This is a genomic window from Sinobacterium norvegicum (assembly GCF_923077115.1).
GTDB classification, from domain to species: domain Bacteria; phylum Pseudomonadota; class Gammaproteobacteria; order Pseudomonadales; family Sinobacteriaceae; genus Sinobacterium; species Sinobacterium norvegicum.
This window is the reverse complement of record NZ_CAKLPX010000001.1, coordinates 662,525-686,975: the sequence shown is the minus strand read 5'-3', so window position 1 is coordinate 686,975 and position 24,451 is coordinate 662,525. Positions and strand designations below refer to the sequence as shown.

20 protein-coding genes are annotated in these 24,451 nt (G+C 47.9%); 14 read left to right on the top strand and 6 right to left on the bottom strand.

Going from position 1 to position 24,451, the window contains the following annotated elements; genetic code table 11:
• Window positions 1-167 precede the first annotated feature (167 nt).
• From L9P87_RS03005 to L9P87_RS02995, 3 genes are all read right to left on the bottom strand, one after another.
• Complete coding sequence (locus L9P87_RS03005; protein WP_237443195.1) at window positions 168-1,829, bottom strand: GMC family oxidoreductase; 1,662 nt, start codon at window positions 1,827-1,829, stop codon at window positions 168-170.
• A gap of 136 nt (window positions 1,830-1,965) precedes the next feature.
• Complete coding sequence (locus L9P87_RS03000) at window positions 1,966-2,517, bottom strand: YtfJ family protein (RefSeq protein ID WP_237443194.1); 552 nt, start codon at window positions 2,515-2,517, stop codon at window positions 1,966-1,968.
• Window positions 2,518-2,724: 207 nt separating this feature from the next.
• A complete protein-coding gene (locus tag L9P87_RS02995; protein WP_237443193.1) occupies window positions 2,725-3,510 on the bottom strand; it encodes a dioxygenase family protein in 786 nt (261 codons plus the stop codon).
• A 208-nt stretch (window positions 3,511-3,718) separates the two neighbouring features.
• On the opposite strand from L9P87_RS02995, the gene L9P87_RS02990 reads away from it, so the two are divergent.
• Complete coding sequence (locus tag L9P87_RS02990; protein ID WP_237443192.1) at window positions 3,719-5,374, top strand: FAD-binding protein; 1,656 nt, start codon at window positions 3,719-3,721, stop codon at window positions 5,372-5,374.
• Window positions 5,375-5,663: 289 nt separating this feature from the next.
• Window positions 5,664-6,563, top strand: coding sequence for a DMT family transporter (locus tag L9P87_RS02985; RefSeq protein ID WP_237443191.1), 900 nt, complete (start codon window positions 5,664-5,666; stop codon window positions 6,561-6,563).
• Here the strand turns inward: L9P87_RS02985 and L9P87_RS02980 are convergent.
• The gene (locus L9P87_RS02980) at window positions 6,560-7,009 is read right to left on the bottom strand and encodes an SRPBCC family protein (protein WP_237443190.1); all 450 of its coding nucleotides are present in this window, start codon (window positions 7,007-7,009) and stop codon (window positions 6,560-6,562) included. The two genes, L9P87_RS02985 and L9P87_RS02980, sit on opposite strands and share 4 nt — an antisense overlap.
• Before the next feature lie 22 nt (window positions 7,010-7,031).
• On the opposite strand from L9P87_RS02980, the gene L9P87_RS02975 reads away from it, so the two are divergent.
• Window positions 7,032-7,568 carry a YaeQ family protein gene (locus L9P87_RS02975; RefSeq protein WP_237443189.1) on the top strand — a complete coding sequence of 179 codons (537 nt, stop codon included), beginning with the start codon at window positions 7,032-7,034 and terminating at the stop codon, window positions 7,566-7,568.
• A 4-nt stretch (window positions 7,569-7,572) separates the two neighbouring features.
• Here L9P87_RS02975 and L9P87_RS02970 read toward each other — a convergent pair whose 3' ends face one another.
• Window positions 7,573-8,217 carry a hypothetical protein gene (locus L9P87_RS02970; protein WP_237443188.1) on the bottom strand — a complete coding sequence of 215 codons (645 nt, stop codon included), beginning with the start codon at window positions 8,215-8,217 and terminating at the stop codon, window positions 7,573-7,575.
• Between the two features lie 175 nt (window positions 8,218-8,392).
• Here L9P87_RS02970 and L9P87_RS02965 point away from each other — a divergent pair, with 175 nt between their 5' ends.
• The 3 genes from L9P87_RS02965 (at window position 8,393) to nhaA (ending at window position 11,880) form a co-directional block, all read left to right on the top strand.
• Window positions 8,393-9,028 carry a TetR/AcrR family transcriptional regulator gene (locus L9P87_RS02965; protein ID WP_237443187.1) on the top strand — a complete coding sequence of 212 codons (636 nt, stop codon included), beginning with the start codon at window positions 8,393-8,395 and terminating at the stop codon, window positions 9,026-9,028.
• A 120-nt stretch (window positions 9,029-9,148) separates the two neighbouring features.
• Window positions 9,149-10,312 carry a TonB family protein gene (locus L9P87_RS02960; protein ID WP_237443186.1) on the top strand — a complete coding sequence of 388 codons (1,164 nt, stop codon included), beginning with the start codon at window positions 9,149-9,151 and terminating at the stop codon, window positions 10,310-10,312.
• 185 nt (window positions 10,313-10,497) lie between these two features.
• Window positions 10,498-11,880, top strand: a complete 1,383-nt coding sequence (gene nhaA, locus L9P87_RS02955) for a Na+/H+ antiporter NhaA (protein WP_237443185.1) — start codon at window positions 10,498-10,500, stop codon at window positions 11,878-11,880.
• 240 nt (window positions 11,881-12,120) lie between these two features.
• Here the strand turns inward: nhaA and gltA are convergent, their stop codons facing one another.
• Entirely contained in the window at window positions 12,121-13,401 is a 1,281-nt protein-coding gene (gltA, locus tag L9P87_RS02950; RefSeq protein ID WP_237443184.1) for a citrate synthase, read from the bottom strand.
• 473 nt (window positions 13,402-13,874) lie between these two features.
• Between gltA and sdhC the strand changes: the two genes are divergently transcribed.
• From sdhC to sucC, 8 genes are all read left to right on the top strand, one after another.
• Complete coding sequence (gene sdhC, locus L9P87_RS02945) at window positions 13,875-14,249, top strand: succinate dehydrogenase, cytochrome b556 subunit (RefSeq protein WP_237443183.1); 375 nt, start codon at window positions 13,875-13,877, stop codon at window positions 14,247-14,249.
• Window positions 14,246-14,614: a succinate dehydrogenase, hydrophobic membrane anchor protein gene (gene sdhD / locus L9P87_RS02940; RefSeq protein WP_237443182.1), complete on the top strand. Its 369-nt coding sequence runs from the start codon at window positions 14,246-14,248 to the stop codon at window positions 14,612-14,614. Before sdhC ends, sdhD begins: the two co-directional genes overlap by 4 nt.
• A gap of 1 nt (window position 14,615) precedes the next feature.
• Complete coding sequence (sdhA, locus tag L9P87_RS02935; protein WP_237443181.1) at window positions 14,616-16,385, top strand: succinate dehydrogenase flavoprotein subunit; 1,770 nt, start codon at window positions 14,616-14,618, stop codon at window positions 16,383-16,385.
• 18 nt (window positions 16,386-16,403) lie between these two features.
• Complete coding sequence (locus L9P87_RS02930; RefSeq protein ID WP_237443180.1) at window positions 16,404-17,111, top strand: succinate dehydrogenase iron-sulfur subunit; 708 nt, start codon at window positions 16,404-16,406, stop codon at window positions 17,109-17,111.
• Between the two features lie 285 nt (window positions 17,112-17,396).
• Window positions 17,397-20,225 carry a 2-oxoglutarate dehydrogenase E1 component gene (locus tag L9P87_RS02925; RefSeq protein WP_237443179.1) on the top strand — a complete coding sequence of 943 codons (2,829 nt, stop codon included), beginning with the start codon at window positions 17,397-17,399 and terminating at the stop codon, window positions 20,223-20,225.
• Between the two features lie 117 nt (window positions 20,226-20,342).
• Complete coding sequence (gene odhB, locus L9P87_RS02920; protein WP_237443178.1) at window positions 20,343-21,542, top strand: 2-oxoglutarate dehydrogenase complex dihydrolipoyllysine-residue succinyltransferase; 1,200 nt, start codon at window positions 20,343-20,345, stop codon at window positions 21,540-21,542.
• 132 nt (window positions 21,543-21,674) lie between these two features.
• Window positions 21,675-23,123 (top strand): dihydrolipoyl dehydrogenase, encoded by a 1,449-nt coding sequence (gene lpdA / locus L9P87_RS02915; protein ID WP_237443177.1) that lies wholly within the window; start codon window positions 21,675-21,677, stop codon window positions 23,121-23,123.
• Between the two features lie 161 nt (window positions 23,124-23,284).
• Complete coding sequence (gene sucC, locus L9P87_RS02910) at window positions 23,285-24,445, top strand: ADP-forming succinate--CoA ligase subunit beta (RefSeq protein ID WP_237443176.1); 1,161 nt, start codon at window positions 23,285-23,287, stop codon at window positions 24,443-24,445.
• Window positions 24,446-24,451: the final 6 nt, after the last annotated feature.

Here is a 24,451-nt window from a genome sequence, read left to right as displayed (position 1 = left end):
GTCTCGGTGTTGCTCTAATCAAGAAAGCATAATAGAGGACTGGGATGTTGTTGGCTATGGCCGCTGTCCGCCGGGGTATTAAACGGTGATATAAACGTCCCTGTTACTATGGCCTGTCAATCATCCTAAGGCCGCGAGGCTGTTATATCAGCCTCGCGAGTAGGGGGTTAGGCGTCGATTGTGGCTTGGTCGGTTGACGCCGTTTGCTGCAGATAATCGACTTGAGGCAGGCTATCTATCTTATTAAGAATGAAGTCGGCGCATTTTTCAGCGATGACGACGCAGGCGGCGTTGGTATTTCCGGCCAAAATATTTGGCATGACGGAGGCGTCGGCAACACGCAACCCTTTAACGCCGTAGACGCGCAGTTCCGGATCAACAACAGCCATATTATCGACGCCCATTTTGCAGGTACCGACCGGGTGATATACCGAGTTGGCTTCACGGCGAGCATAGTCGAGCAACTGCTCGTCAGTTTGACAGTCAGGCCCGGGGAGCAGTTCTTCTTCGCGGTGCTTGTCGAGCACCGGAGAGCCAAAAATATCACGGGTTTTACGAATGGCCGCGACGGTATTGACCCGGTCCTCCTCTGTCGACAGATAGTTAAACTTTATGCTTGGGTAGCTGTCTGATTTAGGGCTTTTTATATGGACACTACCGACACTGCTTGGTTGGGTAATACAAACAGTGGCAGTGGTGCCTGGGACAGTGATCATATTGCCTTTGCTGTCGGTTTCGCTGGCGGCCGGGGCAAAGTGAATCTGGGCATTGGGGCGGGGCTGATTTTCATCTGTTTTAAAGAATGCGCCGACTTCGGAAGCGGGGTGAGCAAACAGTCCGGTACCTTTGGTGAAGTAATTAAATAGGTTTTTGACGAAAGCAAGAGGACGGGTTTCTTCATAGAAGGTCACCACGTCTTTGAGCTTTTGTTGAATATTGACAGTGAGGTGATCCTGCATGTTCTCACCAACACCGGGCAGCTCTTGAATGACGTTAATGCCCTGTTTGCTTAGCACTTTTTCAGCACCGATACCGGATAGCTCAAGTAGTTGTGGTGAGTTGATAGTACCGCCGCAGAGGATGACCTCTTTATTCGCGCTGGCTGCATGATGCTGGCCCTTGATGGTATAGCTGACACCTGAGGCGCGATTGCCATCGAAATTGATCTTATCGCTGAGGGCGTTAGTTATCACCGTTAAGTTACTGCGCTTACTGGCCTGTTTTAAGTAGGTTGCTGCAGTACTTTGGCGTTTGCCGTTTTTAATGTTGACCTGATAGCGTCCCATGCCCTCTTGTTGGGCGCCGTTAAAGTCCTCGGTAAAGGGGATGCCTATCGCCACGCCAGCCTTGATGAAGAGTTCGCCAAGGGCATATTTGTTGACTGGATTGTCGACCCACAGTGGCCCACCGACACCATGAAATTCGTTGGCACCGTTAACATTATGTTCGCTGCGCTTAAAGTAGGGCAGTACATCGTTATAACTCCAGCCTGGGCAGCCAGCGGCATGCCAACCATTGTAATCCTCTTTGTGTCCGCGGATATATACCATGCCGTTAATAGAGCTTGAGCCACCGAGAACCTTGCCCCTTGGCTGTTCAAGCTGACGACCATGCATTTCCGGCTCAGGCTCACTGAGGTAGCACCAATTGTGCTTGGGGTCTTTCATTAAAAAGGCAAAACCTAGTGGCATGCCAATCAGCGGGCTTTTGCCCTTGCCGCCGGCTTCAAGTAGTAAGACTGAGTTATTGCTATCTTCGGACAACTTGTTGGCCAGGGCGCAGCCGGCAGAGCCTGCGCCAACAATAATGTAATCATAAGCTTGAGCCATAGGGGTACCTATCATATTAACGAGCATTAGTTTTATCTCGGACTATTTTGCTGGCAGAAGGCGTCACAGGCAAGAAAAAATAGTACGTATTGCCTAAATGTAACGCCAATCAGCTAAGAATAGTGACGGTTATCGCCTACGGTAGGTTTTTCTTCAGAACGGCCAATGCATTTTTAGCTTCAGCATCATCGAAAGCACCCTGTTTGAGGTAGGCTATCTCACCCTTGTTGGTCAGGATGATAATCGCTGCGCTGCCTTCGTCAAGCTGCCACTTCTTCAGTGTCTCACCGCTTTCTTCCAGCACAAAAGTCACTTCAGGGTGTTCTTGTTTATTTGATTTAACTTCGGAGATAACAAAGCCAGTGGTGCCCCATAAGCTGTCATCTAAGTTGACAATAGTCGTACTGTGTATCTTGTCCAGCGAGATATTCTCCGCTTCTAATGCATCGGTAAAGGGGCGAATCATCTTGTCGGAGGACATGCGACCGGCTAGATACATAATAATATTGGTTTTAGAGCTGTCGAGTTCATCGATACTCCAGCTATCAAAGGCGATAGTTTTTTCTTCGAGTAATAATTCACCCCGATCATTGATAGAAACAGCGGGGAGGGTTTCGCCAACATCGAGGGCAGAAAGTGCAGAGCTTGCGGTCAGTAGGCTGAGGCTAAGTAGTATTTTTTTTATCATCACTCGATCCATTTTTTGGGCACGGTATACTGCATGTTTACAGTGCTTTTATTTTTCGTGGATACTACTTTAATGGCATTCAGTGGCTAGATAAAGAGTTTTTCGATTCTTATCCTCCCCGGTTTTTATGCTGCTCGGTGCTGTATCGTAAGAATGGCAACAGTCACAGCATGTTACCAACTGGTGTTGGTGTTGGTGTTTGGTCAATCAGCCGAAACGGATCGAGCGACTGCAATCGGCTTCGAAGCCGGTGCTGGTAAATTGGGAGGTGGTGATTGTATCGTCTGTATCGGCGATAGCCGCAGCGTATAGCAGTGGCAGATAATGTTCGTCCGTAGGTACAGCAAGGGCTGCGCCATCGATTGCCTGGTAATCGGCCAATATATCCAAGCGCTGGCTGCAAATAGCTTCAAATATTGTTTGATCAAAGTCATGGGCCCAACGGGTGTTGGTCACCTTGCCCTGTGCCCAAGCCATCCAATAGCCAATATTGTGGACGATATTGCCCGACCCTATCAGCAGAGTGTTGTTATCCCGCAGCCATCGGAGCTGTTGGGCAAGGGCGATGTGCTGTTGCGGATAGTAGTCCGTTGCTAGGCTGAGTTGAAGTGTGGGGATATCGGCAGCGGGGTAGAGCTTATTCAATAGAGTCCAACTACCATGATCCAAGCCTCTATTGCTATCGGCACTGATCTCGGGGTGTCGCTGAATCATTTGCTGTGCCAAGTCGGGTGCGCCTGGGCAGCGGTAACGAATTGCTCGCAGAGCTTGCGAGCCGCCACGGTAATCGTGAATTGTGGCGGGTTTATGCGTCGAGGTGACCATGGGTGACGGGGTTTGCCAGTGGGCGGAGATCACTACTATGGCGTCGGGTTGAGGCATGTTGCCGGCCAATATGCTCCAGTCATCGGTGAATCGATTGCTCTCAACGGCATTCATTGGGCTGCCGTGAGCGAGGAATAAACAGGGCATAATACGGCGTGATTTTGTCATAGTGTTATCCGCTTGGATAATTCGTCGTCGAGTTGAATCGCTAATTTATCACTCACTTGTCACGATTAAGTAACCGATATCGGTGATGTGTTTGAAGATTGTCTAGAAGACTATTGCGCTGTCCGCGCGTTGTTAGTTAATCTCACTGAATTAATATTAGCTTGGGCATGTTATGCGCCTGAATATCGCTATTGACGAAGGATATATTATGCCATCACCTAATGATAAGAATTGGTTTTCCCACGTTGCAGAACCATTGATTGTCGATAATGTTGACGATTGTGTATGGGATAGAAGTGCCGATGTTGTCATTGTTGGCTTCGGCGGTGCGGGCGCATCGGCGGCCATTGAGGCGGTTGAGCAGGGCGCTGATGTCATTGCCATCGACCGCTTTAAAGGCGGTGGAGCGACACAGATCAGTGGCGGTATTTTTTACTGCGGTGGTGGCAGTGAGTTCCAGCAGCAGGCTAATTTTGAAGATAGCGCCGAAGAGATGTTTAAGTATTTGCAGATGGAGGTGCAGGGGGTGGTCAGCGATAAAACGCTGCAGCGTTTTTGTGAGACCTCACTGGACAACCTGAGCTGGCTACAGGGCAATGGGGTCAAGTTTGAGGGGTCGATGAGCCCGGTAAAAACGTCTTACCCCACCGATAAATACTATCTGTACTATTCTGGCAACGAGGTGGTGGCGGAGTATAAAGAGAAGGCGAAACCGGCACCCCGAGGCCATCGCGCGCTTGGTAAAGGGCTAAGTGGAGCCGCGTTTTATGATCCGCTGAATCAGTCGGCGCTAAATAAGGGGGTTAAGCCACAATTCCACAGCGAGGTGCAGCGTTTAATCACCGATGATAGTGGTGGGGTTGTTGGTGTTGAGCTGTTGCAACTGCCTGAGTCACAGCAAAAAAAGCATTTCTTTTGGTATCAACTATCGAATAATGCGCGGATGTGGATGCCACCTCTTGCGGTATTGGCTCGCAAAAAATTTCTTGCGATTGAGCAACAATGCCACAGAAATACACTGAGGATCCGTGCTAAAAAAGGGGTTGTTATTTCGTCGGGTGGTTTTATTAATAACCGTGAAATGGTCAAGGAGTATGCGCCGAAATACCGAAAGGCAATGGCCCTGGGCACCGCTGGCTGTAATGGTTCTGGTATACGTCTGGGGCAGTCTGTCGGTGGCGCTGTCGATCAAATGGATTCTGTCTCAGCGTGGCGTTTTATCAATCCTCCGCAGGCGTGGCCGCAAGGAATTGTGGTCAATGGCCAGGGGCAGCGATATGTTAATGAGCAGGTTTACGGTGCTAAGCTAGGTTACCATATGTGTGAAGAGCAAGAGGGCAAGGCTATCTTGATCATTAATGAGGCGCTGCGCAAAAAGACGTTGAAACAAATATTACCGCCAGGGAAGATTTGGGCCTTTCAAATGCTGCCGGCTCTACTCAACATATTCTTTAATGCAAAAAAAGCTGACACCGTCGCGGGATTGGCTGCTAAGTGTCGTTTGCCGGTCGAGCAGCTAACAGCGACGATTGACCGCTATAACCAAGCAGCATTGGGCAATAATGTTGATGATTTCAGAAAATCTGATGATTTCATGGCAGATATGAGTGAGGGGCCTTATTATGCGATGGATATTTCTGTCGATAGTCAAGTTTTCCCCTGTCCAGCGATTACCTTTGGTGGTTTGAAAGTGAATGAAGATAGCGGTGCAGTTATAGGCGAAAGCGGTAATGAAGTGGTTGGCTTGTATGCTGCGGGCCGTTCAGCAGTTGGTGTGGCCTCTAACCTCTATGTCAGTGGTTTGTCCATCGCCGACTGCGTTTTTTCTGGTCGCCGAGCGGCCAATACTATTTGTAAAAAATAGTGTATTAGCATGGCGCACATATTTTTTTAAAAAACTAATGTATTTATTGTTGGCAAGCGATTACTATCGAATTAACAGTATTAAATTTGCAGAGAAATTATGTTTTTAAATCTCATACTTTGGTCACAGCTTGTGATGTCAGCGATGATTCGCTGGCACAAACCTGTGTGCGCGCGCCGAATTGAGCGTGGCCGACGTTTAATGTGATGTTCTCAATGCATTAAAACTAAAGCCGCAGCTTGAAACTGCGGCTTTTTTTTTGGTTTTTTAAAAGTAAAGAGTATAAAAAATGTCAGTTCCTATTGCGTATTTGGCTGTGGTCGTTGTTTGGAGTACAACCCCTTTGGCCATTAAATGGAGCAGCGATAGCAGTGTGACGCCATTTGCTGCAGTCTCTGCTCGAATGTTTATTGCTGCTGTTATTGCCTGTGTTGTAGTGGCCTTATTTCGTGCTAATGCCGGGCTGAAACGAGAAAATATAAAACATTATTGCGTTGCCAGTTTGGGGATATTTCCAACGATGCCACTGGTGTATTGGGGGGCGCAATTTATTCCATCTGGCTTGATATCGGTTATATATGCCCTGTCTCCATTCTTAATAACCCTGATTACGGTTGTCTTTTTTGGCGCCAAGCAGTGGAGTATTATGCGATATTTGGCGCTATCTATCGCCCTGGGAGGCTTGTTGCTGGTCAGTATCGACCAATGGTTGCAGTCGGGTGTAGAAGGGGGCTATCCATTTGTCGATATTGCCTGGGCAATATTGGCGGTATTTGGTGCCACTGTATTGTTTTCGTTGAGCAGTGTGCTGGTCAAATATCAGCCAAGAAATATAGACCCATTAGAGCAGACATTGGGTACGTTGACGTTTTCCATACCGGGTCTTGTGCTCAGCTGGTTGCTGCTGGACGGTAGTTTTCCGCAAGTGATCAGTACTGAGGCGATGATGTCGACACTCTATTTGGCTATCGTCGGATCGTTGATTGCATATTTCTCTTTCTTTTATGTGCTGTCTGCTTTGCCTGTATCGGTTTCTGGCCTGATCCCGCTGATTACACCGGGTATTGCCGTGTGGCTGGGGGCGGTTGTGGCAGGAGAGCCAGTAACACTGATGATGGTACTCGGCTCGGTATTAATATTGCTTGGTCTGTTGTTGCACGAGCTGCCGAAGTGGCGTGGTGATTGCTAAATTGACGGTGATTTTTCGCAGAACTTTTTTAAGCCATCGGCCTCTGCGGCGAGCCCAGAGGCCATTGCTTGACCAAATTTCTTGTGGGCAACATTGGCGAAAATGCCGTGAATAGGCAGTTCGACTTTATACAGCGTGCTGCCTTCTTCGGTAAGTTGTAGGTATCGGTGCCTAGAGCCTTTGGCAAAAAGAGTGAACCAGCCTTTGTCTTCCCAGGCAAAATAGCGATCAGTCTCGCAGGCTAGGATATTGTGGTTGTAATGTTCCAGTTTGTTGCGGCCAAGGTCGATGGCAACTTTGACACTGCCGCCAACTCTGGCATTGCCATCAGCTTCTCGAACCCATGGGTTCCATAGATGGTAATTTCTGAAATTTATCAGTGCTTGGTACACCTGAGTCGGGGTGGCGTTGATTATTCTCTCTTCGGACAGTGTTACAATAGCCATTCTTATTTTGGTAATAGTGATTATGGCTCTTAAATCTACGGTTTATAAAATTCAATTACAAGTTTCAAATTTGAATAACCACTACTATGCAGAGCATTTGTTGTCGGTGGCTTGTCACCCGTCAGAATCCTCGTTGAGGATGCTGGCAAGAGTATTGGCATTTGCCGTGCATGCCGATGAGCGTTTGCAGTTTGGTCGGGGGTTATCCGAGGTTGAGGATGCTGCTCTGTGGTTAAAAGATGATACTGGGCTGGTTAAACTGTGGGTTGAAATGGGCAACCCCAGTGTTGATCGTATTAAATGGTTAAGGGGTAAGGCCGATAGTTTTGCTGTGTACAGCTATCAGGAGTCGGCTCAGATCTGGTGGCAAAAGAATGCAGAGGCGTTGCAGCAGTTGAAACATTGCCAATTTTATTTGTTGCCGGAAGAGTTGTTAAAGCAGCAAGCTGAGGCTATTGGCCGTCAAACCAATCTGCATATTATGCTCAGCGAGCAGTCTGTGATGATCACCGGCGACCTTAATTTTGAATTTGAGTTACAGCGCTTGGATCAAGCGTAGTTTGCTACAGCTTAATCGCTGGATTACAGGCGGTGTTGTTGGGTTGTAAGGTGATGCTCTTGGAAAGGTTTTGATGCTGATTATCGATAATATTGATGGTCAGGGTGTAGCTGGCGGCAGTGTTGATGTCGGCCTCGGCTAAGGCCAGGTCATAAAAGCTTGTTTTGAGAGGGTTGCGGAGCACTTTACGAACCAACAATGTCGGCTTTCCCGCCGTAGTTTGGCTGGTGATGTTTAAACTCATGCGTTCGACAGAAGATGTCGTCAGATTGATTTGGCCGCAGATGCTGACAAAGGGACGGCTGGTATAGCTGCCCTGAAAGTAAGACTCTCCCTCGATAACCAACTGCTTTTTTTGGCGTATATAAGGCAGTTGGCTCAGCTCGGGCAGAGGATGTTCATCACTGAAGCTGAGCCACAATAGCTCGTTGTCATCAACAGACCAGCTGTCGCCAAGCCAAGTGTAGATGTTGTAAAACTGTAGCTCACCTTGAGGGGCGAGATAAAACCCTTCGGTGCTGCCATCAAGATTGTCTTTAAGCCATAGCCCGTGTAGTTCAGCCTGTTTGGCTGGCGCCGATGCGCAGCCGGCAACAAGCAATGCAATAATAGTCAGGCCTGCGCAGCGAAATAGTAGGTTTAGCGACATGGGTGCTCTCAATTAATGGGTGGCAATCAATATCGCAGGATTATAAGTCAAAGTGGCCCAAAATGGTTAAATTGTTGTTAATTGATGCGACTGATATTGCCTGTTTGTCCCCCATAATCGTTAACGGTGCATTGACAAATCTTGCTATAATCATCGGCTTAAATGGAGGTGTTGAATGAAAGAGACAAAGGTGCGCATTGTTTTAGAGGCAGAGAAGCTATTTTCTGTAGAGGGAATAGAAGCGGTATCAATGCGTCGGATTAGTGCGCAAGCTGGTCAAAAAAATAATTCAGCACTGCAATACCATTTCGGCGGCAAAGATAAGCTGTTAGAGGCTATTTTAGCTTATCGTATGACGCCACTGAATGATAAGCGATTAATATTGCTAGAGGTGTTGGCGGGAGAGGGCAGGACAGGTGATTTGCGAGGGCTGTTAGAAGCTTTTGTTTACCCCTTTGTCGATTTTATTCGAACAAACGAAGCCAGTTATTATGTCAATTTCCTCGCTAGATTTTACAGCTATAGTGGCTCGGGCGCAGGATTTTCTTCCATCGATCAGCCCTGGATGTCTGGTGTTTTGGCTATAACCGCTGAAATATCCAAACAGCTGAATTATTTGCCGCAACCCATTGTGACGTTACGATTGTCGCTGATGGGGGCTCAGTTAATTCATAGTATTGCGGCCTGTGAAACTCAAATAAGAAGTGGGCAAAGTGTTGACTTGACAGCGTTTACTGAGACATTGATTGACTTTCTTCAGGGTGGGTTGACACAGCCTTTGTCACCTAAAATACAGTCTTATTCGGTCTAACATTATATTGATGTTGTTGCGTTGCTTGGTATCGACAACGGCAGCAAAAACGTTCAGTATAAGGTAAGCGTGAAAAATAATAACAAAGTGAAGTGGTTTGGATACCGAAGGCCTTTAATAATGAAAAAAATAGCAGTTGTCATTGTTGCTCTATTCTGTCATCTCGCCAATGCACAAGGTTCCTCTTTAACTGAGGGTATGGTGCTCAATGGTGTATCTGAGTTTAGTGAATTAAACCGAAGTTATTTCGTTGGTGCCCTCTATCTAGAGGAGGCAGCCAATACATCTGAGGCGGTACAGGCCCTATCAAATACTCGTCGCGTCATGGCGTTACGTGTTACTGCAAAGCGTTGGAGCCCGAGAAAGTTCTCAATGCAGTGGACTCAGTTAATTGTTGCCAATAACGATGAAGATTTATTGGCCCGTTATAGTGAAGAATTTATAGCCTTCAATAATATCGCGCGCTATACACTTAGGCAGGGCGATCAATTGATTTTTGATCAGCAGCCAAATGGTCATATTGTAATTTATATCAACGGTGTAGAAGCCGCATCCTATAACCGTATCGGTAGTTTTGATATGTTACTTAATACGTGGATAGGAAAGCGTCCGCCGTCTACCGATTTTAAACAGCAAATTCTTGGTCAGGATGATTATGCCGAAGCGTTGGCATTATATGAGCAAACTCCAGTACAGTCTGAGCGCCAAGATATTGTGTTGCAGTGGGCAGATGAGGGCGAAAAAGCAGCTGTTGCCTCGGGGTCAGCTGTGGCGTTGGCTGGCTTGGAGTCTTCGGGTTCTGTGGCGTCAGCCCCTGTAGCAGTGGCAGCCCCTGATGCCCAGAAGGTCAAGGCTGAGGAGGTTGTTGAGCCTACTGAGGTAGCCGAGAAGCCGCCGGCACCGGTGATTGCTGTTGCCGCGCCAGTGATTGATGAGTTTGATTTAGATGATGACTTCGATATAGACCCGGAGATTATCAAGCAGCAGCATGAGATGATGTTAAAGCTTTATAGCTCAAGCATTGTTAAGCAGACCCTGCGTAAGGTGCAATACCCTAGTCGCGCCATCAAGCGCAATTTAGAGGGCTTGGTTGTTGTTGAAATCAAGCTGGATCGCGCCGGTCAAAAAATCTCTGTGGAGCGTGTTGAGTCGGCTAAATACGGCATCTTGAATAAAGCCGCTATGTCGGCGGTTGAGTCCGTTGATGCCTTTCCTGCCGCCCCCGTAGCTATCAAGGGTGAGATTATTTCGGTCAAAGTACCGATTCGCTTTGCGTTAAATTAAAGGCTGCAATGAGTTGATGATAAAAAGAGGCTTTTATAGCCTCTTTTTTGCCATTGTTGGGCGCCGAAAATTGAGCTATACAAAGGGAATGTTGAAAATCCTTATAATTGGTACTTATGCGTATTGGTTATAATGACAAAGCTTATATTATCTGTTTCGTTTTATGGAATTATTGAAGGAGAGTCATGTTTGGTGTTAACAGAAGTGAAGAAAAGAAAATAGGTAAGGTCTATACGGCGCCTTGGGAAAAGGCCTTTGAGAGGGTGCTAACCCCTTTCGATGAGTTTATACATCGCCAGTCTACCAGCGGTCTAATCTTGATGGCCTCGGCCATTATCGCCTTGATCTTGGCCAATACTGCCTTTGCAGCACAATATGATGAGCTTCTAAAGACTTATTTCAAATTATCTTTTGGTGATTTCGAGTTAAAGCTATCTTTGCAGCATTGGATAAACGATGGTTTGATGGCCTACTTCTTTATGCTTGTTGGCTTGGAGCTCAAACGTGAATTCCTCGTCGGCGAGTTGGCTGATATTAAACAGGCGACACTGCCAATTATGGCGGCTATTGGCGGCATGTTAGTGCCGGCTACTTTTTATGCCTTCTTCAACGTTGGTGGTGTTGGTGCTGCCGGTTGGGGTATTCCCATGGCCACAGATATTGCCTTCGCCGTGGGTATTATTTCCCTGATGGGCAATAGTGTGCCGCGCTCATTGGTCACTTTCTTGGTTGCATTGGCGATTGTTGATGATCTGGGTGCGATTGCAGTCATTGCTGTTTTCTATACCGAGCAATTGAATCTCGTTGCGGCGGCTTGGGTTGGTATTTTTACCTTTGCCCTTGTGGCAATGAATTTTGGCGGTATTCGTCGTACAGGACCCTATATGATTATCGGTGTTTTTCTGTGGTTTGCGCTGTTAAAGACTGGTGTCCACGCGACGTTGGCTGGTGTGATCGTGGCCTTTGCTACACCTGCAATGCCGCGTTTTGATGTCCGCGCTTTCTCGACCCGAGTTGAAAGAAGTGCCGGGCGTATTATCGATAGCGCAAAAAGCGGTGTCAATATCATGAGAAACGATGAGCTGAGAGCACATATTCAAACGCTTAAGAACGGTATCCATTTATCGCAGGCACCATTACAGCGCATGGAGCACAGTCTTCATATGCCGGTAACCTATCTTATTGTGCCGTTGTTTGCTTTGGCAAATGCGGGTATTCCTGTCAGTGCCTTCGGTGGCGATGTATCGTTAATGAACGACGTGACCTTTGGTGTCATTATTGGTTTGGTTTTTGGTAAGTTGATCGGTGTGGCAGGTGCTACGTGGATTGGTAAAAGTCTGGGGCTGGGTGCGCTGCCAAAGGGCTGTAGTATGCTGCATATAGTCGGTGTCGCCTTGCTGGCTGGTATCGGCTTCACCATGTCTATTTTTATCGCGGAATTAGCGTTTGCAGGCAGCGAGCAATTAGTCTTGGCCAAGGGCGGTATTATTATTGCCTCGCTGATATCAGGTATTGCTGGCTTTGTTGTGCTGAAAATGGCGTCAAAGAGGAAGCAACCTGGTCGTTAAGACTGCGCTGGATTGTTAGAGTGATTAAAGCCGGCAGTGATGCCGGTTTTTTTGTGTGCGTAATAATCTGGCTGGCTTTATTGCGCCGAGCTGGGCGCAATAAATTGGCACCGGCTGAGTGAGGATAATAGATAATAGTGGGTAGGGCGTGGATGAATAATAAGGGCAGGCAGGTATTACTTGCGGGCATAAAAAAGCCGCACAAGGCGGCTTTTTTATATTAGAGGTAGCGCGTTAGCGTTACTTCTCAGGGTAGTCCCTGGCATCAGAGCCGGTGTAAAGCTGGCGAGGACGGCCAATCTTGTACGGGCTACTAATCATTTCATGCCAGTGAGCAATCCAACCCGGTGTGCGACCTAGGGCGAAGATTACAGTGAACATGCTGGTTGGGATGCCAAGTGCCTTAAGGATGATGCCTGAGTAGAAATCTACGTTCGGGTAGAGTTTCTTCTCAACAAAATAAGGGTCTTCAAGGGCAATTTGTTCTAGGCGTTTGGCGATCTTCAACAGAGGATCGTTTTCGAGGCCTAGCTCAGCCAGTACTTCGTCAGCGGTTTGCTTCATCACGCGTGCACGTGGGTCGAAGTTTTTGTAGACGCGATGACCGAAGCCCATGAGGCGGAATGGGTCATTTTTGTCTTTGGCGCGAGCAACAAAATCATCGATGTTAGAAACATCGCCAATTTCGCCAAGCATGTCCAGAACAGCTTCGTTAGCGCCACCGTGTGAGGGTCCCCAAAGCGCTGCGATACCGGCAGAGATACAGGCGAACGGGTTGGCGCCTGTTGAGCCAGCAAGGCGAACGGTAGAAGTAGAGGCGTTCTGTTCGTGGTCGGCATGAAGCAGGAAGATGCGATCCATAGCCTTAGATAGAACAGGATTTACCTTGTATTCTTCGCACGGATTACTGAACATCATATACAGGAAGTTTTCTGCATAGTTCAGGTCGTTGCGAGGATAGACGAAAGGTTGGCCAATACTGTACTTGTAAGTCATGGCGGCCAGCGTCGGCATCTTGGCGACAAGGCGCTGAGCTGATATTTCGCGGTGACGCTCATCATTGATATCGAGCGAATCGTGGTAGAAGGCAGCAAGGGCGCCTACTACGCCACACATAATGGCCATCGGGTGGGCGTCACGACGGAAACCATTGAAAAAGTGGGTTAACTGGTCGTGAACCATGGTGTGATAACGAATGTTGTTATCGAATTGTTCTTTTTGTTCAGCATTGGGAAGCTCTCCATAAACCAGTAAATAACAGGTTTCGAGGAAGTCTGACTTCTCTGCTAGCTGCTCGATAGGGTAGCCGCGGTGTAATAGAACACCTTTGCCGCCATCGATATAGGTGATCTTTGATTCGCAGGATGCGGTGGATACAAAGCCAGGGTCGTATGTGAAATACCCTTTTGCTGTAAGTCCGCCTACGTCAACGACGTCTGGGCCTATGGTGCCGGACATTACCGGTAATTCAAGGGGTGTGTCTAGTCCATCCAACGTCAGAGTTGCTTTACGCTCACTCATTTTTGGCTCCTGTCAACTTATTATTACATTCAGAAAGTGTCCCTCATGAGGACGGCATCACTATAAAGAGATAAAAGCGTTTGTCAATTCTGTCGATGCTTGGTGGACGTAAATTTAGGCTCCAATTTAACGAAAAATAGTAAAAAATCGGCTTACTGTCGTTTAATGTATTGAATGTGTACGAAAACGGTGCCCTGTAGCACTGATTCAGTGCAAGTATCACTATGGGGAATAATACGTATAAGTATCTATACAAGAGCTGTTTTAACTGGTCTATAACATTGTAATTTCGTTATGTTACTCATATAATTTCGCCAGAATTTTCAGTGCTCATTATCTGAATGCGTAATTTAGTGGGTGAGAAATTGATGATTCTACAATAAGACGTATGAGGTTTGCCGTTAAAAGCAGCCTTGGCACTTTCCGATAAACCGCCTGCATAAATTGGCAATATAAAGAAGTGTAAATGAGTCGTGAAAGATAATAGACCTGTTAACTTAGATATTGGGACAATTAACCTCCCTCTTACCGCATACACCTCAATCCTACACAGGATATCAGGTGTGTTCATTTTTGCCGGTGTGGCACTGTTGTTGACCTTGTTGTCTTCTTCATTAGAGAGTGAAGAAAGCTTTAAGGCTGCTGTTGAGTGTTTGCAGTCGCCTGTTGCAAAGTTTGCTTTGTGGCTGGTGCTGGCTGGTTTGATTTACCACTCTGTTGCCGGTGTTAGGCACCTGGTTATGGATCTCGGCATTGGCGAGACTCTTGAAGGTGGTTTGTTGGGCGCAAAGATAACTGTTGTTGTCTCTGCTGTATTAATCATTGCTGCAGGAGTGTGGATACTATGAATGTAACTTCAGTCACTAGCTATGGTCGCAGCGGTTTGGCCGATTGGTTGATTCAGCGTTTAACAGCCTTAATTTTGGTTGTTTATTTTGTATTTCTAGCGGGTTTTGTTGCCTGTAATGATATTACGTTTGTCGTCTGGTCGGAGCTGTTCGCTCAGACTTGGATGCGTGTGTTCAGTGTTATGGCGCTGATTGCATTATGTGCTCACGCTTGGATTGGTTTGTGGTCGGTTTCCACCGATTACTTCACCGAGCGCATGCTGGGTTCGAAGGGTAATGTTGTTCGTTGGTTGTTCCAAGCGACCGTCGCTATTGTCACTTTTACGTACCTTGTTTGGGGCGTACAGATCCTGTGGAGTGTATAGCATGACTATTCGCACTATTTCTTTTGATGCCATCGTAATTGGTGGTGGTGGTGCAGGCATGCGTGCCTCGCTACAAATGGCTCAGTCTGGTTATAAGACTGCGGTTATTACCAAGGTTTTCCCAACACGCTCTCATACTGTTTCTGCTCAAGGTGGTATTACCTGTGCAATTGCCAGTGATGATCCGAACGATGATTGGCGCTGGCACATGTACGATACCGTTAAGGGCTCTGATTATATCGGTGACCAAGACGCGATCGAATATATGTGCTCTGTCGGTCCAGAGGCTGTTTTCGAGTTGGATCACATGGGTATGCCTTTCTCGCGTACCGAAGAGGGGCGTATTTATCAGCGTCCTTTCGGTGGTCAGTCGAAGGATTTTGGTAATGGTGGACAAGCTGCGCGTACCTGTGCTGCTGCAGACCGTACCGGTCACGCCCTATTACACACGCTTTATCAGAGCAACCTTAAGAACAATACAGTGTTCTTTAATGAATGGTATGCGGTTGATTTGGTAAAGAATGCCAACGGTGAAGTTGTTGGTGTTATCGCGATCTGTATTGAAGATGGCGAGACTGTTTTTGTTAAGTCTAAGGCGACAGTCTTGGCAACAGGTGGTGCTGGCCGTATTTATGCTTCTACTACTAATGCTCACATTAATACCGGTGACGGTATCGGTATGGCGCTACGCGCCGGTGTTCCTGTTCAGGATATCGAAATGTGGCAGTTCCACCCAACGGGTATTCACGGTGCCGGTGTTCTGGTTACTGAGGGTTGTCGTGGTGAGGGTGGCTATCTGATTAATAAGGATGGCGAGCGTTTCATGGAACGTTATGCGCCAAACGCGAAGGATCTTGCGGGTCGTGATGTTGTTGCTCGTTCAATGACGCTTGAGATCTTAGAGGGGCGTGGTTGTGGTCCTGATGGCGATCACGTATTCCTTAAGCTTGATCACCTCGGTGAAAAAGTATTGCACAGTAAGCTGCCTGGTATCTGTGAGTTATCACAGACGTTTGCCCATGCCGACCCTGTTAAGGTGCCGGTTCCTGTCGTGCCAACCTGTCACTATATGATGGGTGGTGTTGCGACTAACATTCACGGTCAAGTATTGACCATGGATGCAGATGGCAATGATACCGTTATCAACGGCTTGTACGCCTGTGGTGAGGTTGCCTGTGTCTCTGTTCACGGTGCCAACCGTCTGGGCGGTAACTCGCTGCTGGACTTGGTTGTCTTTGGTCGTGCTGCCGGTCTTTATATCGAGAAGGCATTGCGTGAAGGCATTGAGCTGGATGGCGCAACCGAGGCTGATATCGATAAAGCGATGGCGCGTTTGAATACGCTCAACGCCTCAGATTCAGGCGAGAAAGTTGCCGATCTACGTAAAGAGCTGCAAACCATTATGCAGAACCATTTCGGCGTATTCCGTCGTGGTGATTTCATGCAGGAAGGTATTAAGAAGCTTGCCGATCTTCGTCCACGTGTTGAAAATGTCCGTCTTGACGATAAGTCTGACGCCTTTAATACTGCGCGTATCGAGGCTTTAGAGCTGCAGAACTTGTTTGAGGTTGCGGAAGCGACAGCGATTGCAGCTGAAGTACGTAAAGAGAGTCGTGGTGCGCATGCCCGTGACGATTTCCAGGATCGCGATGACGAAAACTGGTTGTGTCACTCTATGTACTACCCCGGTGAAAAGCGTGTGGCAAAGCGTGCGGTGAACTTTAAGCCGAAGACTGTGCCAGTGTTTGAGCCTAAAGAACGTAAGTACTAATAAGAGGGGCAGCAAAAGATGTTAAAAGTATCTATCTATCGCTATAACCCTGCGACTGACTCAGAGCCCGCCATGGTGGACTATGAGTTGGATACACAGGGTAAAGATATCATGGTATTGGACGTGCTTGAGCAGTTAAAAGCTGAGCATTCTAGTATCTCTTTCCGTCGCTCATGCCGTGAGGGTGTGTGTGGTTCTGACGGTTTGAATATTAACGGTAAGAATGGCTTGGCGTGTGTGACGCCATTGTCTGAGGCGGGTTTGAAGGGCGGTAAGTTAGTTATTCGTCCGCTGCCTGGCTTGCCGGTTGTTCGTGACTTGGTTGTCGACATGGAAATGTTCTACAACCAGTACAAGAAAATTAAGCCCTACCTGCTTAATGATACGCCGGCGCCAGCTATTGAGCGCCTTCAGAGCCCTGAGGACCGTGCTAAGCTTGACGGTCTTTATGAATGTATTCTGTGCGCGTGTTGTTCAAGCTCTTGTCCGTCGTTCTGGTGGAATCCAGATCGTTTCATCGGTCCAAGTGGTTTGTTGCAGGCTTGGCGCTTTCTCGTGGATAGTCGTGATACGGCTACCGAAGAGCGTTTGGCAGCATTGGATGATCCGTTCAGCGTATTCCGCTGTCACGGTATTCAGAACTGCGTAAACGTATGTCCGAAAGGCCTTAACCCAACACGGGCCATCGGTCACATTCGTAACATGCTATTGGCTAATGCAACATAAATTGTTGAATTGGCTCTAGTGGTTTGGGTGGAGGTGTTTTACAATGCCTCCCGTCCTATTAAGGCAGAGTGAGACCCGTCTTAATAAAAGGGTGAAACAATCGTAGTTTTAGCGATTATGTGGCTAAACATAGGCTATATCTCCCGGGGGTTTTGGATAAAATCCTAGTTACTAACGAAGACTGAGAACGCTGTCGTCTATCGATGTGACAGTGTTTCTTTGGGGCGCACCACCAGTGCCTGTCTTATGGGTTTAGTAATTGCTCCCATCTTAAGGTGTGTGATAATGCAAGAGAGCATAATGGAACTGCTACGAAGCAGTTCGCATATTAGTGGCGGTAACTCTGCGTATGTAGAGGACCTCTATGAGCAGTACATTTTAGATCCAAATTCGGTCGCCGAAGACTGGCGTACCTATTTCGAAAAGCTTCCTCGAGTAGAGGGGGTTGTTAGTCAAGACACGCCTCACTCTCCTATCGTAGAACATTTCGAATTACTCGGTAAATCCAAGTTGCGTCCCGCTGCGGCACCGGTTGAAGGTGTGAGTACTGAGTATGAGCGTAAACAGGTTCGAGTCGTCAATCTTATTGCCGCGTATCGTAACCGTGGACACCAAAAAGCCAATCTAGACCCCCTTGGTCTATGGCAGCGCCAGCCGCCGGTTGATTTGGATACCCATTTTCATCAATTGTCAGCAGCCGACCTCGATACCACTTTTCAAACCTCCAATCTTTATACCGGTAAATCTGAAGCAACGCTGAAAGAAATTATCGAGACATTGGAAGCCACATACTGTGGCAATGTTGGTGTTGAATTTGCCCATATTGACTCTGCTGAAGAGCAGCAGTGGCTACAGAATCGCATGGAATCTGTGCGTTCTAATCCTCAGTATGGGGATGAGGTTAAGCGTCATGTGCTTGAACGACTGAGCGCTGCGGAAGGCTTGGAGAAGTACCTTGGCTCACGTTATCCAGGTACCAAGCGTTTTGGCTTAGAAGGAGCTGAGAGTTTGATTCCCATGCTCGATGAGCTGATTCAACGATCGGGCTCATACGGCGTACAAGAAGTTGTGATTGGCATGGCGCACCGTGGTCGCCTCAATGTCTTGATCAATACTCTGGGTAAGAGTCCAAAAGAACTATTTGATGAGTTTGATGGTAAGGCAAAATATGTTGGTTCTGCTGACGTTAAGTACCATCAAGGTTTGTCTTCTAATGTGATGACCAGTGGTGGCGAAGTGCATTTAGCCATGGCATTTAACCCATCACACTTAGAGATTGTATCCCCGGTTGTCGAGGGCTCTGTGCGAGCGCGTCAGGACCGCCGAGGTGATGCCAATCAGGTCTTGCCTGTTGTCGCACACGGTGATGCGGCCTTTGCCGGTCAGGGTGTCGTGATGGAAACATTCCAGATGTCACAGACCCGTGGTTATAAGACCGGTGGCACGGTGCATATTGTCATCAATAACCAGGTTGGTTTTACCACCAGTAATGTCGAGGATTCTCGTTCCACAGAATACTGTACAGACGTTGCCAAGGTTATCCAGGCGCCTATCTTTCATGTGAATGGTGATGATCCTGAGGCTGTTCTGTTTGCTACTCAAGTGGCATTAGACTTCCGTCAGGAATTTAAGAAAGACGTGGTTCTGGATCTGGTTTGTTATCGTCGTCGTGGCCACAATGAGGCCGATGAACCGTCGGGCACTCAGCCAATGATGTACGAGAAGATTCGTAATCAGACGACTACCCGTGACCTCTATGCTGAGACATTGGTCAACGAGGGTGTGATTTCAGCTGAGCAGGATAAGCAGTTGACTGACGGCTATCGTGATGCGTTGGATAATGGTCGGCACGTGGCCAAGTCTTTAGTACTTGAACCCAATACCGGTATGTTTGTCGATTGGAATCCGTATGTTGGTCACGATTGGACGGCATTTGCCGATACCCGTGTTGACGCCTCGACGATCAAAGATTTGGCCGCACGTCTGCATACGATTCCGGAAGGTTTCCCGCTGCAGCGACAGGTCTCCAAAATTGTCGAAGACCGCAAGAAAATGGCTGCAGGTGCCTTGCCGATCAACTGGGGTTTCGCTGAAACCATGGCGTATGCCACTTTGTTGGAAGAGGGGCACCCGGTACGTTTGACCGGGCAGGATGTCGGTCGCGGTACTTTCTCCCACCGCCACGCGGTTCTTCATAATCAGAAGGAGACAGCGAGTTATGTACCGCTGCAAAATCTTTCTGAAAATCAGCCAACCTTTACGATTCATGACTCCTTACTGTCTGAAGAGGCGGTGTTGGCTTTTGAATACGGTTACTCAACCACCACACCCAATGCATTAATCATTTGGGAGGCACAGTTTGGTGATTTCGCCAACGGTGCGCAAGTAGTTATCGATCAATTTATCACCAGTGGTGAGCACAAGTGGCAGCGCCTGTGTGGTTTGACCTTATTGTTGCCTCACGGCTATGAAGGGCAGGGGCCAGAGCACTCGTCGGCACGTCTTGAACGTTTCTTGCAGATGTCTGCAGAGCATAATATTCAAGTCTGCGTTCCATCGACACCTGCTCAGGTTTATCACATGCTACGTCGCCAGATCATCCGTCCGCTTCGTAAGCCACTGATTGTTATGTCGCCCAAGAGTTTGTTGCGCCATAAACAGGCTGTCTCGACTATGGACGAATTAGCCGAAGGCAGCTTTAAAACGGTTATCGGCGAAGTCGATGAGGTCGATAATAACGCTGTTAAGCGCGTTGTGCTCTGTAGCGGCAAGGTTTATTACGACTTGTATAATAAGCGTCAGGAAGAGGGCATTAGCGATATTGCTGTTGTTCGTATTGAACAATTGTATCCATTCCCTTCCGATGATTTGCAGCAAGAGCTAGAGAAATACCCTAACCTTGAAGAATTGGTTTGGTGTCAGGATGAGCCTCAGAACCAGGGTGCTTGGTATAGCTCGCAACACCATATGCGTCGTGTGCTACAGGCTGTTAAGCCAGTGGCTGAATTGAACTATGCGGGGCGAGAGGCTTCGGCTTCCCCCGCCGCTGGTTACATGGCATTGCATTTGGCTCAGCAAGAGCAATTGATAAAAGACGCATTGGCGTTAGGTTAACAGCGAGGCTCTTCCGAGTATTAGGAAGAGCCTTTGTCGTTTAACTAACCGATATTTTGAGCAAACCGTATTCGCGTTTTCGATAAGCGCAATTTGAGAAAGAGTTAAGGATTGAAAATGGCTATTGAAATAAAAGCACCTCAGTTCCCAGAGTCAGTGGCAGATGGCACTATCGCAGCATGGCTTAAGCAGCCAGGTGAAGCCTGTACCCGCGATGAGTTATTGGCAGAAGTGGAAACCGACAAAGTGACACTGGAAATATTGGCTCCTGCCGACGGTGTTATCGTAGAGATTATTAAAGGCGAGGACGATACTGTTCTCAGCGAAGAGTTGATTGCTCGCTTTGAAGCGGGTGCAGCAGCAGCCCCTGCCGTCGAAGAAGCCCCTGAGGCAGTCCCTGCCGCAGCTGCCGCCGGTGATGTAAAAGTCAGCCCAGCTGCTCGCAAGATGATTGAAGAAAACAACCTCGACGCAGCGACGATCACTGCCACAGGTAAGGGTGGCTTGATCACAAAAGAAGATGTGATGGCGGCTGTGAAGGCACCGGCTGCTGCTCCGGCGGCAAAACCTGCACCAGCCCCTGCCAAGGTGGCGGTGGATGTGGCCAGTGGTGACCGCGTCGAGAAGCGTGTACCGATGACTCGCATGCGTGCTCGTATTGCTGAGCGTTTGCTTGAGGCCTCACAGGGCACGGCGATGTTGACGACGTTTAATGAAGTCGACATGGGGCCTGTGATGGAGTTGCGCAACAAATACAAAGACCTGTTTGAAAAGAAGAACAATGGCACCCGGTTAGGTTTCATGAGCTTCTTTGTTAAGGCGGCAACGGAGGCACTTAAGCGCTTCCCCGCGGTTAATGCTTCTATCGATGGCAAGGATATTGTCTATCACGGCTATCAGGATGTTGGTATCGCTGTTTCAACGGAAAAGGGTCTGGTTGTTCCTGTTCTTCGCGATACCGATTATATGGGCTTGGCTGATATCGAATCGGGCATCCGTGATTTTGGTCTGCGTGCCAGAGACGGCAAGTTGGGTATCGAAGAGATGACTGGTGGTACTTTTACCATTACTAATGGTGGTGTGTTTGGCTCACTGATGTCGACACCGATTATTAACCCGCCACAGGCTGCGATCCTCGGTATGCACAAGATTCAAGAACGTGCCATGGTCGTCGATGGCCAGGTTGTTGTTCGCCCGATGATGTACTTGGCGCTTTCCTACGATCACCGCCTGATCGATGGCAAAGATTCTGTGCAGTTCTTGGTTGCGATCAAAGAGTTGCTGGAAGATCCAGCCCGCATCTTACTTGAGCTTTAATAGCTTTCGTCAATAAAAGCAGAAAGCGGCTCTGTGCCGCTTTCTTTTTGTAAGAGGCTTTGGCTGAAACAGCTTAAAGCTTGCTCTATATATGCTATTCAAAGTCGAATATAGACAATTAAAGGTTTAATCATGTCAGATAAATACGATGTCGTTGTTATTGGTGCCGGCCCAGGTGGCTATGTTGCCGCTATCCGTGCTGCTCAATTAGGTCTTAAAACACTGTGTATCGAGAAATATCGCAATGATGCAGGTAAGACTGCTCTGGGTGGTACTTGCTTGAATGTCGGTTGTATTCCGTCTAAGGCGTTATTGGACTCGAGCTTCAAATATCATGAAGCCAAGGATGACTTCTCTATTCACGGCATCAGCCACAGTGAAATGAAGATCGATGTACCGACCATGATTGCCCGTAAAGACCAGATTGTTACGCAATTAACCTCTGGTGTTGCCGGTTTGTTTAAGGGTAATGGCGTCGCATTGGCTGAAGGTGCTGCCAAGGTATTAGCGGGTAAGCAGGTAGAAATCACTGCGCAGGACGGCAGTGTCACTGTTGTCGAAGCCGCAAATATCATCATTGCTTCAGGTTCCAGCCCAGTCAACATCCCACCTGCACCGTTGTTTGAAGATGTTATTGTCGATTCTACTGGTGCCCTTAAAATCAATGAGGCACCTAAGCGTTTAGGTGTTATCGGTGGTGGTGTTATTGGCCTCGAAATGGCCAGTGTTTGGGCCCGCTTGGGTACTGAGGTTGTGGTGCTTGAGGCGATGGATGATTTTCTCGCCATGATGGATAAGCAGGTTTCTAAGGAAGCGCGCAAAATCTTCAAGAAGCAGGGCTTGGATATTCGCACCGGTGCTTTGGTCACTGGTACTGAGGTTGATGAGAAGGCACGTCAGGTTACCGTAGCTTACAAGAGCGGCGATGAAGAGCACAGCGAGGTTTTCGATAAGTTGATTGTTGCTGTCGGTCGCCGTCCGCACACTGAAAATTTGTTGGCAGAAGATGCTGGTGTCAAGTTGGATGAACGTGGATTCATTTTTGTTGACGATTATTGTGAAACGGATGCACCGGGTATTTACGCGATTGGTGATGTGGTTCGTGGTCCAATGCTGGCGCATAAAGCTTCAGAAGAGGGTGTTGTCGCCGCCGAGCGTATCGCCGGTAAGAAGGCCCAGATTAACTATGATTGCATACCTTCCGTCATCTATACCCATCCTGAGATTGCTGCAGTTGGTAAGACTGAAGAGCAATTAAAGGCCAGTGGTGAGGCATATAAAGTCGGTGTTTTCCCATTCGCTGCCTCGGGTCGTGCGATGGCCGCTAATGATACGGCTGGTTTCGTCAAAATTTTAGCCGACGAAGAGACTGACCGTATTCTCGGTGGTCACATCATTGGCCCCAGCGCTGCCGACCTGTGTCAGCAGATAGTGATTGCGATGGAATTTGGCTCCAGTGCGGAAGATCTGGGGACTATTGTCTTCGGTCACCCAACGCTGTCTGAGGCGGTCCACGAGGCAGCTTTGGCGGCCGATGGTCACGCCATACATATTGGTAATAAGAAAAAGCGTAAAAAATAACGAATTTATTTGCGCATTGCGTCAATAAACGGGACAATCGGTGCAGCTTTTAGTAGGCATTGGTTGTCTTGGGGGCGCTATTTCGATAAATATATAAAATCGGGGTAGTGCAAGAAAGAGTGAGGTGCTGATTGTCAGCACATAAAAAACGGTAATAAGATATGAATCTGCATGAGTATCAAGGCAAGCAGTTGTTTGCTGAATACGGACTGCCAGTTTCTCAGGGTTTCGCTTGCGATACTCCAGAAGAAGCTGCAGCAGCAACTCAAAAAATCGGCGGTGATATGTGGGTTGTTAAAGCCCAGGTCCACGCTGGTGGTCGCGGTAAGGCGGGTGGCGTTAAGCTCATCAAGTCTGCCGACGAAGCAAAAGCTTTCGCTGAACAGTGGTTAGGTAAGAACCTAGTGACTTTTCAAACGGACGAAAATGGTCAGCCAGTTTCTAAAATTCTAGTAGAAACCTGTACCGATATCGCTGACGAGTTATACCTAGGCGCGGTTGTTGACCGTTCATCTCGTCGTATCGTTTTCATGGCATCTACTGAAGGTGGCGTTGAAATCGAAACTGTTGCACACGAGACGCCTGAAAAGATTCTTAAGTGTGAAATCGATCCATTGGTTGGCGCGCAGCCATACCAAGGTCGTGAGCTGGCGTTCAAGCTAGGTCTCAACAAAACTCAAGTTGGCCAATTTGTTAAGATCTTCATGGGTCTGGCTAAGTTGTTTGAAGAGAAAGATCTTGCCCTTATCGAGATCAACCCTCTTGTGATTAAAGAAGACGGTGACCTTCACTGTCTAGACGCCAAACTGGGCGTCGATGGCAACTCTCTGTATCGTCAGAAAGCGATTGCCGATATGAACGATCCTTCGCAGGAAGATGCTCGTGAAGCAGAGGCTGCTCAGTGGGATCTTAACTACGTAGCACTTGATGGCAACATCGGCTGCATGGTTAACGGTGCTGGTCTGGCTATGGGTACTATGGATATCGTTGCCCTACACGGTGGCAACCCAGCTAACTTCCTTGACGTAGGTGGCGGCGCAACGAAAGAGCGTGTTGCTCATGCATTCAAACTTATTTTGTCTGATGAAAAAGTTAAGTGTGTATTGGTTAACATCTTCGGCGGTATCGTACGTTGCGACATGATTGCTGAAGGCATCATTGGCGCAGTTAAAGAAGTTGGTGTTACGGTTCCTGTTGTTGTTCGTTTGGAAGGTACTAACGCTGATTTGGGTAAAGAAGTTCTTAAGAACTCTGGCCTGGACATCATTGCAGCAACAAGTCTGACTGATGCTGCTGAGCAAGCAGTTAAGGCGGCGGGGTAATTATCA

Coding starts and splice junctions, on each gene's coding strand:
- L9P87_RS03005 (WP_237443195.1), bottom strand. CDS start 1,829: ATGGCTCAAGCTTATGATTACATTATTGTTGGCGCAGGCTCTGCCGGC.
- L9P87_RS02930 (WP_237443180.1), top strand. CDS start 16,404: ATGTTAAAAGTATCTATCTATCGCTATAACCCTGCGACTGACTCAGAG.
- L9P87_RS02975 (WP_237443189.1), top strand. CDS start 7,032: ATGGCTCTTAAATCTACGGTTTATAAAATTCAATTACAAGTTTCAAAT.
- L9P87_RS02965 (WP_237443187.1), top strand. CDS start 8,393: ATGAAAGAGACAAAGGTGCGCATTGTTTTAGAGGCAGAGAAGCTATTT.
- L9P87_RS02990 (WP_237443192.1), top strand. CDS start 3,719: ATGCCATCACCTAATGATAAGAATTGGTTTTCCCACGTTGCAGAACCA.
- nhaA (WP_237443185.1), top strand. CDS start 10,498: ATGTTTGGTGTTAACAGAAGTGAAGAAAAGAAAATAGGTAAGGTCTAT.
- L9P87_RS02980 (WP_237443190.1), bottom strand. CDS start 7,009: ATGGCTATTGTAACACTGTCCGAAGAGAGAATAATCAACGCCACCCCG.
- L9P87_RS02995 (WP_237443193.1), bottom strand. CDS start 3,510: ATGACAAAATCACGCCGTATTATGCCCTGTTTATTCCTCGCTCACGGC.
- gltA (WP_237443184.1), bottom strand. CDS start 13,401: ATGAGTGAGCGTAAAGCAACTCTGACGTTGGATGGACTAGACACACCC.
- lpdA (WP_237443177.1), top strand. CDS start 21,675: ATGTCAGATAAATACGATGTCGTTGTTATTGGTGCCGGCCCAGGTGGC.
- sdhA (WP_237443181.1), top strand. CDS start 14,616: ATGACTATTCGCACTATTTCTTTTGATGCCATCGTAATTGGTGGTGGT.
- L9P87_RS02970 (WP_237443188.1), bottom strand. CDS start 8,217: ATGTCGCTAAACCTACTATTTCGCTGCGCAGGCCTGACTATTATTGCA.
- L9P87_RS02925 (WP_237443179.1), top strand. CDS start 17,397: ATGCAAGAGAGCATAATGGAACTGCTACGAAGCAGTTCGCATATTAGT.
- L9P87_RS02985 (WP_237443191.1), top strand. CDS start 5,664: ATGTCAGTTCCTATTGCGTATTTGGCTGTGGTCGTTGTTTGGAGTACA.
- L9P87_RS02960 (WP_237443186.1), top strand. CDS start 9,149: ATGAAAAAAATAGCAGTTGTCATTGTTGCTCTATTCTGTCATCTCGCC.
- odhB (WP_237443178.1), top strand. CDS start 20,343: ATGGCTATTGAAATAAAAGCACCTCAGTTCCCAGAGTCAGTGGCAGAT.
- L9P87_RS03000 (WP_237443194.1), bottom strand. CDS start 2,517: ATGATAAAAAAAATACTACTTAGCCTCAGCCTACTGACCGCAAGCTCT.
- sucC (WP_237443176.1), top strand. CDS start 23,285: ATGAATCTGCATGAGTATCAAGGCAAGCAGTTGTTTGCTGAATACGGA.
- sdhD (WP_237443182.1), top strand. CDS start 14,246: ATGAATGTAACTTCAGTCACTAGCTATGGTCGCAGCGGTTTGGCCGAT.